This is a genomic window from Lapidilactobacillus wuchangensis (assembly GCF_003946645.1).
Lineage (GTDB): Bacteria > Bacillota > Bacilli > Lactobacillales > Lactobacillaceae > Lapidilactobacillus > Lapidilactobacillus wuchangensis.
Genome location: NZ_RHOU01000002.1, coordinates 21,819 through 36,827, shown reverse-complemented (window position 1 = coordinate 36,827; position 15,009 = coordinate 21,819). Strand labels below are relative to the sequence as shown.

General features: G+C 44.9%; 14 protein-coding genes. 10 read left to right on the top strand and 4 right to left on the bottom strand.

Annotation, left to right across the window (positions count from 1 at the left end; genetic code table 11):
- Window positions 1–107: 107 nt before the first annotated feature.
- Complete coding sequence (locus EKM82_RS02195; RefSeq protein WP_125766693.1) at window positions 108–2,474, bottom strand: ATP-dependent helicase; 2,367 nt, start codon at window positions 2,472–2,474, stop codon at window positions 108–110.
- Window positions 2,475–3,395: 921 nt separating this feature from the next.
- Here EKM82_RS02195 and EKM82_RS02190 point away from each other — a divergent pair.
- From EKM82_RS02190 to EKM82_RS02145, 10 genes are all read left to right on the top strand, one after another.
- The gene (locus tag EKM82_RS02190) at window positions 3,396–7,205 is read left to right on the top strand and encodes a SpaA isopeptide-forming pilin-related protein (RefSeq protein WP_191988097.1); all 3,810 of its coding nucleotides are present in this window, start codon (window positions 3,396–3,398) and stop codon (window positions 7,203–7,205) included.
- A gap of 1 nt (window position 7,206) precedes the next feature.
- A complete protein-coding gene (locus EKM82_RS02185; protein WP_125766691.1) occupies window positions 7,207–7,449 on the top strand; it encodes a hypothetical protein in 243 nt (80 codons plus the stop codon).
- Window positions 7,450–7,491: 42 nt separating this feature from the next.
- Window positions 7,492–7,815 carry a DUF961 family protein gene (locus EKM82_RS02180; protein WP_003606404.1) on the top strand — a complete coding sequence of 108 codons (324 nt, stop codon included), beginning with the start codon at window positions 7,492–7,494 and terminating at the stop codon, window positions 7,813–7,815.
- A 17-nt stretch (window positions 7,816–7,832) separates the two neighbouring features.
- On the top strand, window positions 7,833–8,204 hold the full coding sequence (locus tag EKM82_RS02175; RefSeq protein ID WP_125766690.1) for a YdcP family protein: 372 nt from the start codon (window positions 7,833–7,835) through the stop codon (window positions 8,202–8,204).
- 74 nt (window positions 8,205–8,278) lie between these two features.
- Complete coding sequence (locus EKM82_RS02170; RefSeq protein ID WP_003606402.1) at window positions 8,279–8,542, top strand: hypothetical protein; 264 nt, start codon at window positions 8,279–8,281, stop codon at window positions 8,540–8,542.
- Window positions 8,535–8,792 carry a hypothetical protein gene (locus EKM82_RS02165; RefSeq protein ID WP_125766689.1) on the top strand — a complete coding sequence of 86 codons (258 nt, stop codon included), beginning with the start codon at window positions 8,535–8,537 and terminating at the stop codon, window positions 8,790–8,792. Before EKM82_RS02170 ends, EKM82_RS02165 begins: the two co-directional genes overlap by 8 nt.
- Before the next feature lie 34 nt (window positions 8,793–8,826).
- Window positions 8,827–9,075, top strand: coding sequence for a hypothetical protein (locus tag EKM82_RS02160; RefSeq protein ID WP_060611943.1), 249 nt, complete (start codon window positions 8,827–8,829; stop codon window positions 9,073–9,075).
- Between the two features lie 18 nt (window positions 9,076–9,093).
- Window positions 9,094–9,381 (top strand): hypothetical protein, encoded by a 288-nt coding sequence (locus EKM82_RS02155; RefSeq protein ID WP_125766688.1) that lies wholly within the window; start codon window positions 9,094–9,096, stop codon window positions 9,379–9,381.
- Window positions 9,378–10,766 (top strand): FtsK/SpoIIIE domain-containing protein, encoded by a 1,389-nt coding sequence (locus tag EKM82_RS02150; protein WP_125766687.1) that lies wholly within the window; start codon window positions 9,378–9,380, stop codon window positions 10,764–10,766. Before EKM82_RS02155 ends, EKM82_RS02150 begins: the two co-directional genes overlap by 4 nt.
- The gene (locus tag EKM82_RS02145) at window positions 10,756–11,025 is read left to right on the top strand and encodes a hypothetical protein (protein ID WP_125766686.1); all 270 of its coding nucleotides are present in this window, start codon (window positions 10,756–10,758) and stop codon (window positions 11,023–11,025) included. Before EKM82_RS02150 ends, EKM82_RS02145 begins: the two co-directional genes overlap by 11 nt.
- Window positions 11,026–11,069: 44 nt before the next feature.
- Here the strand turns inward: EKM82_RS02145 and EKM82_RS02140 are convergent, their stop codons facing one another.
- From EKM82_RS02140 to EKM82_RS02130, 3 genes are all read right to left on the bottom strand, one after another.
- Window positions 11,070–13,277 carry an AAA family ATPase gene (locus tag EKM82_RS02140; RefSeq protein WP_164508057.1) on the bottom strand — a complete coding sequence of 736 codons (2,208 nt, stop codon included), beginning with the start codon at window positions 13,275–13,277 and terminating at the stop codon, window positions 11,070–11,072.
- Window positions 13,278–13,560: 283 nt separating this feature from the next.
- Entirely contained in the window at window positions 13,561–14,418 is an 858-nt protein-coding gene (locus tag EKM82_RS02135; protein ID WP_125766684.1) for a nucleotidyl transferase AbiEii/AbiGii toxin family protein, read from the bottom strand.
- Entirely contained in the window at window positions 14,415–15,002 is a 588-nt protein-coding gene (locus tag EKM82_RS02130; RefSeq protein WP_125766683.1) for a type IV toxin-antitoxin system AbiEi family antitoxin domain-containing protein, read from the bottom strand. The genes EKM82_RS02135 and EKM82_RS02130 overlap by 4 nt, the downstream gene beginning before the upstream one ends.
- Between the last annotated feature and the right edge of the window lie 7 nt (window positions 15,003–15,009).

Sequence of the window (15,009 nt, the reverse complement as noted above, 5' to 3'; positions counted from 1 at the left end):
AACTAATTTTTAAAGGTTGTTAATATAAACAAGAACTATTCCCGGAATTATTTGAAAATAAACCTAAATAATTAAACGCACTCATGGAAAAGGTGTATTATCAGTATCTAATTTTCCTTCTTATGTTTTCCAAACAAGTGACCTAAAGCAACTTTAATAAAGGAGGTATGCGATTCAAGGGGAGAATTGGATTCACTTTGATGGTTATCTTCCTCTGTACGATCTAAAACTTTGATATCAATGTTATCACTCTTAGGAACTTCATATTTTTTTGTGCTTTCATTACGTGATCTCTCAATATTTTGAAAAGAATTCTGTTCAATTAAAATTATTGACATAAGATGATCAGTCAAGGCCGTCATAGCCGATTGTAATTCATCAGTAAGTTGTTTCGAATTAGATGTAATTATTTTTTCGTCATCTAAATCGTATACCAACAATAATGTATCTTCAGAAGAAGCAGCTACCTGCAACTTTGTCAACAACATACGATGCTCTGAATTTGCTACACTATTTATTATTTCAGTCCAATTCTTTTGGATCATTTCTGTCTGCCGAACATCATTTTTAGCAAAACTGTTTTCTACATCGTCTACATTTAAGTAATTAGTATCAGTAATTTCCGCCTCATCTTCCAGTAGTTCTGGATCAAGATACATATCTTGAACCTCAAAATCAGAGAGTATCTGAGAAATATCTTTGCGATGTCCACCATCAATTATTGTTAATCTGGTCTTAGCACGCGAAATTGCAGTGTAAAAAAGCCTTCTATTCTCTTCAGCCTTATCAACAGAATAAACAATTTCTGGATCATAAATAAAAAACACATCATCAAACTCAAGACCCTTTGCTGAATGTATGGTCGTTAATACAACATTAACGTTACTTTTTTTTGATGACCATTTATCCTGTGATGAATCGAGTATGATGTCGCTTATAAAATTATTGATGCTTTGATAGTCTTTTGATAATTCATTAAGTATTTCAAAATCTGCCTGTATTTCTTCAACTGTATAGTTTGACTTACTTAGCACGGATTCCAAATCTAAATAGAATTTTTCAGTATCTTTCAACAAATCTAAAGTACTTGGATATTGCGTATTGATGATTTGTTTTAGTTCCAGAAAGTCGGTTCGCGAAGATTTCTTAAGCCCCTGAATTAGCTGTTTTGCTGAAACTTCTCCAATTCCCTCTAAAAGCATTAAAGCCCTCATATATGCTATAAAATCATTCTTATTCTGATTTGTCAGCAATATTGCGCATATATCTTTAATGTGTTTTCGTTCTAATAATTTTATTCCTCCATAAACAACATAATCAATCTTATTTTTAATAAGATTAGATTCAAAATCTACTTTTCGCCGATTGTACCGATAAATTACCGCTAGCTTATCATCACTTTCTTCTTCAATTAGTTTTCTAACACGCGTCATGACTTCTGAAACTCCCGTGTCTGAGCTTTCTGGAAAAGTCACAGGACAAGAACCAGTTTTGCGATTAGCTTTTAGTGCTTTTCTATATCCATATTCCGTTGCTCCAGTGATCTGATTTTCGAGATCCACAATTTCACGTGTTGAGCGATAATTAATATTTAATTTAATTACCTTTGCATTTTCAAAATCATTATCAAAATTAAGAATAATTTTATTATCTGCGCCTCTGAATGAGTATATTGATTGGAAATCGTCTCCAACTGCCATTACGTTCGGAAAAGCCAAACCTTTAATCATTTGAATTTGTAAAGGATCGGTATCTTGATACTCATCAACCATTAAATAATTTAATGAACCACGATCTGCGCCTGATGCCAACAGAATAGCATCGTTAAAATTAATATACCCATACTGCTTCTTATACTTTTCATACACCTTCATGATTCTCTTTATATCATCAGAATTAATATCTTCTTTATTCAAATCTATAAGTGCTTCATCTATTGACTTCAACGTGACACTGGAGTAATCAATAATTTTTTGGACAGTCGTTAATCTTGTACGTTCCGGTAACTTAAGGGAATGTTCCTCCATAGCTAATCGCATGATCATTCTGTCATCCTCAGGATCAAGCAACCTCACTCCCGGACTTAAAGATCTCCTAATCAGCAAAAAAGCAAGACCATGAATGGTGCCAATATACCCAATCTCAACCTTGGGTAATAGTTCTTCCAGACGCCTTTTTAGTTGATTTGCCGCTTTCCTTGTGAACGTAATTAAACAGATTTCTTTAGCGGGAATCCCCATCTTGATCATGTGAAAAACACGATATACCAAGGTATGTGTCTTTCCAGCACCCGGACCCGCTATTACAAGATAATTCCCTTCAAGTCTAGTTGCCGCAACTTTCTGCATTTCATCTAGTGAATCTAAGTAATGGTAATTTTTAGCAAATGGAGCTACCTTAATTTCTTTTTTTTCTAAATTATTTACTGCCGCAATAATTTCTTCTTTTTCTAACTCATATTTTTTTAATGTCAACACTTCATCTACTTTCCTTCAAACATTTAAATAGACCTATACATCACAAAAAAGTACGTTGGATAATACACTTTACTAATATATCATACAGCTAATATTTATAAGATAATACTATAATAGATCTGGGGAAAAGACATTCTCTTTCTTCACCTAAAATAACGTTGATCACATCATTCACTTCAAAAGATACAATGGAAAAAGATAAAAAAGTATCATAGTAACTTTTAATTTTAATATTTTTCATGAATCAACTTTATTGACGACCATTAACTTATTTAGAATTGGTTTTCGACCAATTTTATACATCTGATTTGCTTTGATCCAATGTTTATCTAAATAGTTTATTGAAATAGGTTTCTCTCTTAATTGTTTAATGCGCGACTCGCTGACAATAATTTTTACTTTTAAATAATGCTACTTGTCTATCCAAAAAAGCCCATCTATCCAATGATAGATGAGCTTTTTGGTGACAATCATAATCACTAACCGTCTTTTACGCAATTATACAATAAGCGAAATGCTGTTAAACCGACGTTGTAACATCAATTTGTATATATCAATTACTCCCATTCTGTTGCCCCGAAAAGCCGAATGAGCGCAAATGAGCGCCGTTAAAGGCTTTTGAATTTCGATAAGCTCAATTATATCACAAAAAACAGCTTTGGAAGCAGCATAAAAGTTGCACGGTGCAAATTGGAGAAAACTTCATATCAACAGCAAGCGTAGACCCTCAATGTCCGAGCGGTCTATTTTTATTTCCCGTTATTTATTTGCCGATGACTTATCCACCGATGAATAGCCGCCCGTTAACTTTCCCAATAAAATAACAGGCTTACGTTGCTGAACCGTGATTCAACTTCAATTTTGTTGCACTTAGTTCACACGCTGCTACTGAAAAATAAGAATGGAGGAATTACATTGATGAAAGCAGTTCGGCGGACCTCCGTATTCGCCGCTTTAATCGCAATTTTCGTCCAACTCTTTATCCCCGCCTCAATGGCGATTGCTGCCAGCATGACCAACACCAAGGTCGCCGACTGGCGCAACACATGGCACTTGCATTTGTTCAATGGCTTACATTGGACGGACGCAGGTATGTGGATGAAAAAGGTGGACGGCAAAGTTGCCTTCTGTGTGGAGCACGGGGTCGATCTCGATATGAGCGGCTCCGGCTACAACCCCAGCACTTACTCCGACAGTAAGAAGGATCAACTAGCCAAGATTGCTTACTATGGTTACTACCAGAACCCCACCAACCGCAACTACGCCGTGACCCAGATGATTATTTGGGAAACGCTCGGCGATTCGTTGCTCACCACACCGAACAAGAGCTATCAGTCTGAAAAGAAAGCAATCCTTGATAAGGTCGCCGCGCATGATCGCAAGCCATCTTTCAACGGTAAGCAGATCACGCTTGCAGTTGGTGATTCAATCACCTTAACTGATACCAACGGACGGCTCGCAGCTTTCGCCCAGCAAACGGCGAACACCGCGAACCTCAAGATTACGAAGTCTGGCAATAAGCTGACGCTGACGGCCACTGCCCAGTCGAAGGAATCCGGTAAGGTGGCTTATGCGATTGCCAAGGCTGCTGACGTTGGTACCTCTTTCGTCTACACGAAAGGCTCACAACAAAAGCTCGTCAACTTCAAGCTGTCCAACAACGGCGAGTTCTCTCTACCTATTAAAGTTAATCTCAACGGTAACGTGAAAGCCAAAAAAGTTGACGCCGATACCAACAAGGCGCTGCCGGGTGCCAAGCTCAAGTTCGAGTACAACGGTACCACCAAAGAAATCACGACTGGCACTGACGGCTACGCTGTCCTGAACGGGATCAAAGCCGGTACCAAGATCAAGATCAGCGAAGTCACTGCCCCGAACGGCTACGTCAATAAGGGCGAACTCAAGGAAGTCACCATTGAACCCGGCAAGACCGTTGAAGTCGTTCTCGGCAACAAGGAACAGCTCGGTAACGTAACTCTCGCCAAGATTGGTAAAGAGTTTGGTAGCGACATGTTCAATGCCTACTACTCGCTTAACGGCGCTGTCTACGGAATCTACACCAGCACCGGAACACGGGTTGGCGCAATCACCACTGACGGCAACGGTAAAGGTACCTTGCAGAATCTCAAGCTCGGTAGCTACTACGCGCTGGAAGAAAAAGCCCCTGCTGGTTACGTTCTAAACACGACCAAGCTGCCGTTTGAATTGAAGTATGCTGGTCAAACTGTCGCGGTCACGACTGCTCACGTCGATGCAACTGATCAAGAACAACGCGGCACTGCCACCATCATCAAGGAAGATGCTGTTACCGGCAAGCAGCCACAAGGTGCTGCCAGCCTTAACGGCGCTGTCTACGAACTCCACCGTGCAGCCGACGACAAGCTCGTAAAGTCGGTGACGATTACCAACAATACCGCGTCTGTTTCCGGCTTGGAACTGGACGATTACTATTGGCAAGAAGTAAAGGCGCCGACCGGCTACGTGCTTGATCCACAAAAGTACACCTTTAAGCTGGCTTACGCTGGTCAGAACGTCACCACCGCAACTGCTACCACGACGGTTAAGGAACAAGTCATCACTGGCGACCTCGACTTACTCAAGTACGGGAACTACGACTGGACAACCCAAGGCAAAGGCACTAAGCCGGTCATGCTCAAGGACACCCAGTTCACTGTCACCAGCAAGACCACTGGCAAGGTTGTTCGCACTGGCCTCACCGATGCCCAAGGGTACGTGAAGTTTGCGGATCTGCCTTACGACACCTACACCGTAGCTGAAACCAAGACCCCAACGGGCTACAACGGCATCAAGCCGTTCACAGTCGTTGTTGACGGCACCCAGAAGTCCCAACATTACAGCATCGAAAACAAGGTTATCGAAGAAAAGCTGCGGGTAGTCAAGGTTGATACCGAAACCGGGAAGACCGTGCTGCGCGCTGGCGCAATCTTCCGCATCAAGAACCTGCAAACCAACAAGTACGAAGTTCAGCCAACTGCCGACAAGTCCGGTACGACTGATAAGTTCGCTACCGACAACTCCGGTGAGTTGATCACCGCCGAAGCCCTCGGGTACGGTAAGTATCAACTCGAAGAAGTTCAAGCTCCAGTAGGCTATGTACTGGCTAAGGAATCAGCTAAGTTCACCATCGACGGCAGCCATAAAGACGGCATCGTGGTCATTAAGTTCGCTGACCTCTCCCAAAAGGGTGTCGCCACCTTGACCAAGACCGGGGCTACCCCAGTCGCCGTCGAAAAGGTTGAAACTGAATACGGCGATCAGTACAAGTTCAAGTACGACTACACCGCTCTGACTGGTGCGAAATTTGAGTTCAAGGCAGCCGAAGACATCACGACTGCTGACGGCACCGTTCGTGCCCACAAGGGTGACGTGGTGGCCACTGGTACCACCGACGCTCAAGGCCAGATTCAAACTCCAGAACTCTACCTCGGTAAGTACACCGCAACCGAAGTATCTGCACCAAACGGGTTCATCATGAACACCGATCCGATTGCTTTTGAACTCAAGTATGCCGGGCAAGAAGTGACGGTGACCTCCACCTCACTTGAAGCTAAGAACGACTTCCAGCAACTCGACATTACACTCAACAAGCAAGAAGAAAGCATCACCGGCTGGAAGGACAACCTTCCAGTTATCAAGAACGTCGCTGCCAACGGTCAGGTCTTCGGCTTGTTCACGCAAGGCGAAACCACGATTGGCGACACTGTGATTCCTTCTGAATCACTCGTTGCCACCACGACGGTCAAAGATGGTAAGGCTGAATTTGGCACAATCCAGTTGCCAGAAGGCTACTACTACGTCAAAGAACTTGATGCCGGTGAGAAGCACGACTTAAATACCACGATGTACGGCTTCCATTTCCACACCACCGACAACGAGAAGATCAAGCATATTGACCTTAATGACGGCAAGGTGATCGACAACAAGCTCCACGAAAACGAACTGTCATTCAAGAAGATCAATGAAGTTGCCACGCTGGTTTCGGGTAAAGGCTACTCCTACACGATGAGCGGTAACGCTGCTGGCGCGGTTTTTGAACTGCTCGACGCTGACAAAAAGGTGATTCAGACTATCACCGTCGGCAAAGATTCCACTGGCTCCATCAAGCATCTGCCCGTGGGCACGTTCTACTTGCGCGAAACCAAGCCTTCTGCCACCAACCTTGTCTTATCGAAGGAAACCCTCAAGCTCGTGTCTACTAAGGACGGCGTGACGGTTTTCGATAGCAAGGACAAGCAGATTGGTGAGACCAAGGCTGACGCCAAGAAACCAACCATCGCCTTTGAACTGACCAACCACTTGATCAAGGGCACGGGCGAACTGACCAAGACCGATGTTTCTACTGGGAAGCGCCTGCCAAACACCGGTATCCGTATTCTGGACGAAAATGGCAAGACGGTTGTATCTGGTCGCACCGACAAGAACGGTGTCTTCTCCTTTGGCAACCTGCCTGCTGGCAAGTACAGCTTCCAAGAATACGATGCACCAAAGGGCTACGAAATTAGCGAAGCCCTCGTGCCATTCGAAATCACTAAGGATGGTGAAATCGTGAAGGCCGTCATGACCGACAAGCAGACGCCTAAGCCAGGTCTCCCACAAACCGGTAACGCGACGTCCGGCTGGCTCATCGTCATCGGTGTAGTACTGCTGCTCGGCGTCCTTGCTGCAATGGTTGTGATCGGTGGTGCCAAGAAGAAAGACGGCAAGTAATATGCGCATTTCTTCTATCAATATGTACCCTGATCCCGGTGGCGACGCACTGCTCCAAGGCGACATCGTACTGGATCATGTGCTTATCTTGAAAAACGTGAAGCTCATCGAAGGTCAGTATCGCTGGTATATCCAGTTTCCACGATACGCTGATGGCCGCACCGTTCACCCAATCTCCAAGTCGTTTTACGATTATCTACTTCAACAATTAACCGAATACTATCACCAAGCCACAGCCGAGTAGCCCACCTACCCGGCTTTTTGAATACGAAAGGAAGGCTACAACATGGAACTCAAATTTGTTGCACCAAACATTGAAAAGACGTTCGGCCACCTGTACTTCGGTTCGCTCAAGCGCGAACTGTCAGAAGGTGATCGCGACAATCGCAAGGTTGTCTCCCGCACTTACGAGTTGTTCTCTGACCTGCAGCGTACCGACAACATCGAGATCACCATTCCGGCGAAGAAAGGTGACAAGGCCGAAAGCATTGAAGTAGATGCGCCGGTCACCATCATCAAACCGCGCATTGCGACCGTTGGCTACCGAATCGGTGAGCAAGCCTTTGTGCGCTACATCTGCAATGCCGACGATATTGTCCCAGTCAAATAAAGAAAAGAGGAACCCACATGCGATTAGCAGAAGGCATCGTTATCGACTTAGAAGAAACCTTTGGCGTCTTGAAATTCTCCGGTCAACGCCGCGAACGCTTCGTGCAAGACGAAGACGGCAATCGTACCGACGACGTGAAGGAACGCACCTATGACTTGAAGTCAATGAAACAAGGAATGATGATCCAAGTTTCAATTCCAGCAGAGGCCGGGGTTAAGGATTTCAAGTACAACCAGCTCGTTACCTTGGTTGACCCAGTGATCGACACTGTGGCGAACGCAAACTTCAACCGTGTTGAGACCTCGTGGTACATGAAAGCCAAGGATCTCGTGATTGCCACCGCACCGGTCAAGCCACAGGAGAAGCCAAACAACAATGACAAGAAATAGCTCATTGCCCCACTCCTCACGCGCGCCGCCCGCTGCGGCGGTTGCTTACCACTAATGAAAGGAGCTGATTACAGATGATGACTTCCACATTGACCGTAGTTGGTCGTGAAGTGTTCATCGACGACTATAACGAAGAAATCGACAACGACTACCGCCTTGACCCAGACGAGATCCTGCAAGACATGGTGGAACTCATGGAAGAAAGCCCTGAATCCTACCAACACCTGCATATCGACAGCGAGCAGACCAACGACGGCATGAATAAGCTGTTCTCGTTCACTTCATATGAGGGTGAAGATGGCTTGCGGCTCTCGTATTTGGGCGTCAGCGATGAATAAGGATGTGAGATCGATTCAACCACAAAATTTTGAGATCACCGAATTCATCGAAGACTACACCAGACTTGTCAGAACGGATGGCGTTCCTCCAAGCGCTGATTTTTTACAGGAATTGGTCGCTGATGCCGCAGCACAGGCAATGGACGGTCAATTCATTATCTGGGTTGATGACAACACGATTGATGACGAACCAAAGGAATTCATTTTCAACTTGCTTGAAGACACCGTGATTTATATGGGTGTTGATTGAATTTCGTATTGCTACAAATGAAAGGAGCTTGAAAATGTCCGCAATGAATATCGACGGATTTTTGGAAGATTACCCCGCGCTAGTTGATCCTGATTTCCATGATCCTAGCCCGGACGCTTTGATTGACATGGTGTTGATGGCTGCCGAACAGGCAACTGCTGGCGAACCGTTTTCCATTTGGGTAGACGGCGAATGTACCCGCGATCATGAATCCAAAGAGTTCAGCTTCAACATCGACACCGAAGACCGACAACCATCTATCAAATACATTGGCGTCAAGTAACGCCCGAAGGAGAACACTATGAATGACCAAGTAACCCTGATCGGCTTGACCGACTTTCTCGACTTTTACGACCACACTGCCAACTTTGAGGCCGGTGCGCCAACGCCTGCTGATGTGATTCACGGGCTGATCAACTCGGCAAAGCAAGCAGCGGATCAAGGCATGAACGCCTGTGATTTAATTCTGCCAAGTGAACAATGCGACGACCCGGAACTTTGCAAGGCTGGTCTACGCTTTCAGTTCGGCATTGAAAGTAGTGCCCTCGGTTTAGTGATTGGCTTTGAAAGAATGGTCGATGACGAATGAAACTGGTTTATCGCGGTACACGGGTCTATCCGCGTCAACGCAACCTGCTCTACAACACGGCCATAACCGTTGTGGTTTGCTTATGGATAACTGGTGCTGCCATTGCCTATTGGCCGCTGTTAAGACAAATCAACTGGAAATTCTTTAGTTGGCCGGATGTGGTGGCACTGCCTTGGTCATGGTTGCCGCTAATTCTTAACAGTTTATGCACAGCACTACTCTTTGGTGCTGGCTTGTGGGCATATCAAACTTGGTTTGCGGATTCCTACAAGCAGATGGAACACCGCCAAAAACTCGCCCGCATGATCATGGAGAACAAGTGGTACCAAACTGACCAGTCCAACAGTGAGAGTTTCTTCAAGGACTTAGGCTCAACGCGCACCAAAGAGAAAATCTCGCATTTTCCCAAAATCTATTACCGGCTCAAGGATGGGCTGATTCACGTTTCCGTTGAAATCGTCATGTCTTCCTATCAAGACCAACTGCTGCACTTGGAAAAGAAGCTAGAGGCTGGTCTTTACTGTGAGCTGGTCGACAAGATCCTGCACGATTCTTACGTCGAATACACCTTGCTTTACGACACGATCGGCAAGCGCATCACCATCGCTGACGTGACGTGTGAACACGGCTCCATGCAGCTCATGGAAACGGTGGCTTGGCACTATGACGCGCTGCCCCACATGCTGATCGCTGGTGGTACTGGTGGCGGGAAGACCTACTTTATTTTGACGTTGATTGAAGCACTGCTGAAAGACGGTGCCCAGCTCACCATTCTTGACCCGAAAAATGCTGACCTCGCCGATCTGGCAGACGTGATGCCAGGGGTCTACTCGAAGAAGGAGGCCATGCTTGGTGCGCTTGAAACCTTCTATCAGGACATGATGGCGCGCAACGACAAAATGAAACAAATGGACGGGTACAAGACCGGTGAGAATTACGCCTATCTCGGACTACCCGCCCACTTTCTGATTTTTGATGAATATGTGGCTTTTATGGATATGCTTGGCCGCGATGCCATGCAAGTCATGTCCAAACTCAAACAGATTGTCATGCTTGGTCGTCAAGCCGGCTTCTTCCTAGTGTTGGCCTGCCAACGCCCAGACGCAAAGTATCTGGGCGACGGGATCAGAGACCAGTTTATGTTCCGCGTTGCGCTTGGGCGCATGAGTGAGCTGGGATACTCCATGATGTTCGGCGAAACCAACAAAGACTTCTTTCAAAAACCAATTAAGGGACGCGGCTACGTCGATACTGGCGGTAGCGTGATCTCTGAATTTTACACACCACTAGTACCGCGCGGCTATGACTTTCTCACCGAAATCGGTGCCGCTGCCAATACCGTGCCCGCAACCCCAACAGAACAGGAGGTGCCAAATGAGCACTGATGTCGAAATCGAAAACCGATCGCAATTCCTCAATGACTTTCACGAGAACGTGCCTTTCCAGTCTGACGAAGACGCGGAAGACCAACTTGAATGGATGGCAATGCACGCCCGCGAGTACCCGGATTCACGGATCTGGATGGGCGCTCCCGGCGGCCTGACCACCGACCGTTTTCCGAAGCGCTTTTGGTTCAACATCACCACTGGCGACGACGGTGGCTTAATCATAACTTACACAAACGTTACAGATGAGGATGTATAAGAGCAGACGCAAATTGGATAATGCTCCACTCTCATAATCATCATCTATACTCCGACGCCAACTGGGCGCCAAGACTCACAGCTCTTCATTAACCCAGATAAACCACGGGCCATCGCTTCAACATGCTGCCTATCCTTATTGCTTAGCATCCATAAGAGAGTTCTCGCGGCTTGCTGAATCTCTTTGGCCGGAATACCCGAAGTGTAATCCCAGTTGAAGGACATACCATGTGACAAACTATTTATGGTATCTAGCATTCTTCTAACCTGAGGTTCCGCCGGCTTAGGAACGTTATATACGTCGAGTATTTGTGACAGCGCATTGTTAGTCGCGTTTTCGATATTGTAATTAGATCGAGCATGCGTTTCTAACAAAAAGCGGCACTGATTTCCAAAGTAGAGGTAGTTCACTTTTTCAGCCAGACGTTGCTTACCTAGCATCGCAAAACTTGCAACTTCAATAAAGGTGGAATGGTAATCATCACTGAAGTTTTTCATCGAATCACTTTCGATAGCTGTAATCTCACTCTCTCCATGGACATCTTTAGTGACCCGGAAGTGAGCTACACCTCCATTTACAAGATAGGCAATATTGTGAAAATCATATAGTGAGTGCGTGAAGACGAAGGTTTCAACACTTTCCTTGGAAAATTCATCCAAGAATGAGTTAATCAGTGAGGTCATAAAATACCTGTTATTTGAATCTACACTCGTAATCGGGTCATCAAGAATAATCGCACGGATTGTCGGATCGATTTTTCGAAGAATTGACTGAGTTTCCTTATCGACTTTGTATTCCGAAAATAAACCGAAATAGAACTTTACAAACGCTACTAAGCGGACTTCTCCTTCACTGAGTGAATGAAATTGGAAACTTTCATTGCTTTCATTTTCGACAACTTCAAAACTAGTTGTGTCGGTAGCGGAAAATTGCAAATGAAAATCCATTCCAACTGTTTTCAACGTGCCATTCATGAGGCTTAAAAAGCCTTCTAAGTCACTGGACTTCTCGTTGAGCTTCTTCAAAAAATCCTTCGTAAGCTCTAACGAACGATTCTCCTCGTCAAGTCTTTTCTCCACGCTACCAATCTGCTGAACAGCGGCATCTACATCCTGTCGTCCCTGCAAGGCTAATCCTATGCTTCTTTTCGCAAGCTTTTCGATATTATCTTGTTCGTGTCGAAGTTGAGCTAATCCGGCGTCAGCTTCATCTCGTACTTGTCTAATTGTGTCATTGACCGCAAGTATCCCTGAAAATACATCCTCTCCCAGTCCCAAGTCCTGATCCGTGTGATGACGCTTATCTGTTAGTACGGTTTGAAGATTTGTAATCTGTTCCCTAGCCGAATCAATAATCTTTTCGTCAACTTTCCCGGTCACTTGAAGTTGACTAAGTTCAATCAAACTGTCAGCCAAATTTTTCTGGAACTGTCCGATAGCAGCAATTAATTTTGCATACTCATTGTCAATTCTATCTGAAATATAAGATTTCACTTCCTCCGGATCTATTTCGTTCCCGCAAAAAAGACAAGTGGTTAATTCTGGCTCCTCATCATCTTGAAAATTATGCAAGATTAGGCCGCGGCTTAACCATTCAGCGACGTTTGATGCCACGGATGATTCGGGTTCTAGAACGGGTGTATTCATGGCATCAATAAATTTCTTCCGTTTAGTTTGATCATACTCCTGCAAAATTGGAACGAGATAGTCCCGTTCTACAGTCATCTGGCGAATTGCTTGATCAATGTCTTCAAAGCTTGAAAATTTTGATTTGACATCCTTGTAGTGATGAATTTCATCTTTCCACTGTTCCAATGCCCGAATTGGATTAGATTGCGCATTTGCTTTTTGATGGATTGCGTTTGACTGAAAATTTCTTTTAGCGGTGGCGATTTCATCACTCATAATTTTTGCCAAGGCTGACTTAGCACTTTTAAGCTCTGTGCTTGCCGAGGTGTCACTTTCGAGGGAAGAGATTATTTTCTGACAATAAGCAATTTTATCAACCGAGTCAATCTGTTCCTTACCCACAATAATTTTTGATCCGCGAATTGTCTCAGTATTGCGGACCTCCCGTTCAACGTAGGCCGTGTCGAAAACCCTTGAATGGTCGGAATCTAGTGCGGAAATCCATCCTGACAAAGCTGTCTTTCCCGAACCATTCTGACCAAAAAATAGATTAACTTTGTCAAACCTGCCATTAAAAGAATAATTATGAAACGACTTTGTATTCACGTTGTTCAGTTCAATCAACTTTTCCAACTCCTTTTACTTGTTCACTCCTATTTTAACTCACAGTGTATTTCTGTTTTGCGCACCTCAGTTGGATGAGTAAGTTGACTATTCCACTATGTTCGGAGAAACCAACAAACACTTCTTCCCGAAGTCAATCAAAAACCCGGATATGTTAGCACCGACGGCACCGTCACCAGCGAATTCCCCACACCGCTCCGTACCTCGCGGGTAAAATTTCTGACCGGAATCAGGCATGTCGCCAATTCAATTTCCGCTATTCCAACGGCACAGGAGACCAACGTTATGGTAGTCCGATTGCGTTCACCAAGTCTAGCGCCGCATCACACGTTGCTTCATACGTAACCCCTTCACTGTAAACGTAGGCAACCCGGTATTTCTCCCAGCGCTGCTTTAGCAAAGCGGATGCACGCAACCGGGTAATAATTTCCACATACCTCGGCAACATCTCCTCTGTTCCGCGCAACTTCGCCGTTGCTAGCAACGCGTCCTTCAACACCTTGAAGTCAATATTCTGCCGTTGCACCTTATCGAACAGATACAAGTCGTAGAAGTCTTTCATACGCGAATTAAGTTCTTGCCGCACAACCATGGATTCGAGTTTCTCGGCAAGAATGGTCTCCATATTGTAGGCCATAATCAGAATATCTTGATCATTAAAAATCGTACGATGATGCCATGAAATTTCACGGAGCGTGATTGTATCCCCCGTTGAAACATCAATCTTGGTATCTACGACGCTGTTGTAGATTTTTGCTTCGATATGAATACGAAATCCGGCATATTCCGCGGCGACACGAATATCGCCAATCTTAGCAATTCTGATTGTTACGTCGCTGTCTGGCTCGTTCATATCAGCGATGTCCGTAAACGCTTTGAGGATTTCCTCTTTTGTTACCGGCAGGCCTTTGACGGAGGTATCAACGTCACGAGTTGCCCGTGTATCAACACCTAGCATTGACGCAATTAGAAACCCACCTTTGAGAATCAAGTTATCCCGGTAAGGCGAACGAGAAATACGATCTACAATCTCGTCTAACGCCACCTCTTGCATCAATATTTGGGGATCAATCTGCTTTTCTTTGGCAAGGTTACGCACCTTGGCCTTGAACTGTTGCCCATTTGAAAAACCGAGTTTCACAGTAGTACCTCCATGTAGTTGTTGATTTTTTCTCTAACTTTGAACAAATCTGCATAGCGTACCAACCGCCCAATATCTTTTTGCTTTCGCTGCGAATAGCTGATCATTGCTTGACGGATAGTTTCCGAATCGGATGAATCACGCGCTCGTAAAATATCACAGAGGGTTCGCTCGATATTGTAGACCCTCACCTTGTGCTGACCCGGAGACAGCACTTCCTCAACGCCCAACTCATGCCACTTTACATTTTGACGATAGACCCGCACAGGAAACTCGCCGAGTGAACTTGCATTGTAGCCGCGAGGAAAATTCATTTGGTAACGATCCGGTGTCCTGTCGATCATATGATGCAAAAAGAGCGCAGTGTCCTTATAGTAGATACCTTTGTTAAAACGATATTGAAGGATATACATGTCATCCTCAAATATCGCCGGGTCAATATACACTCCACGCCCTACTCGTTCTAGCTTACCAAGGTTTGCAAGATCAATAAGCAGATGTGGATCAATGCCAAGTTTTCTAGCATCTGCGGTCGTTACCTGCCCATTATTTTGCTTCAAGAAGGATTCAATTAAATCTGACATTACGTTC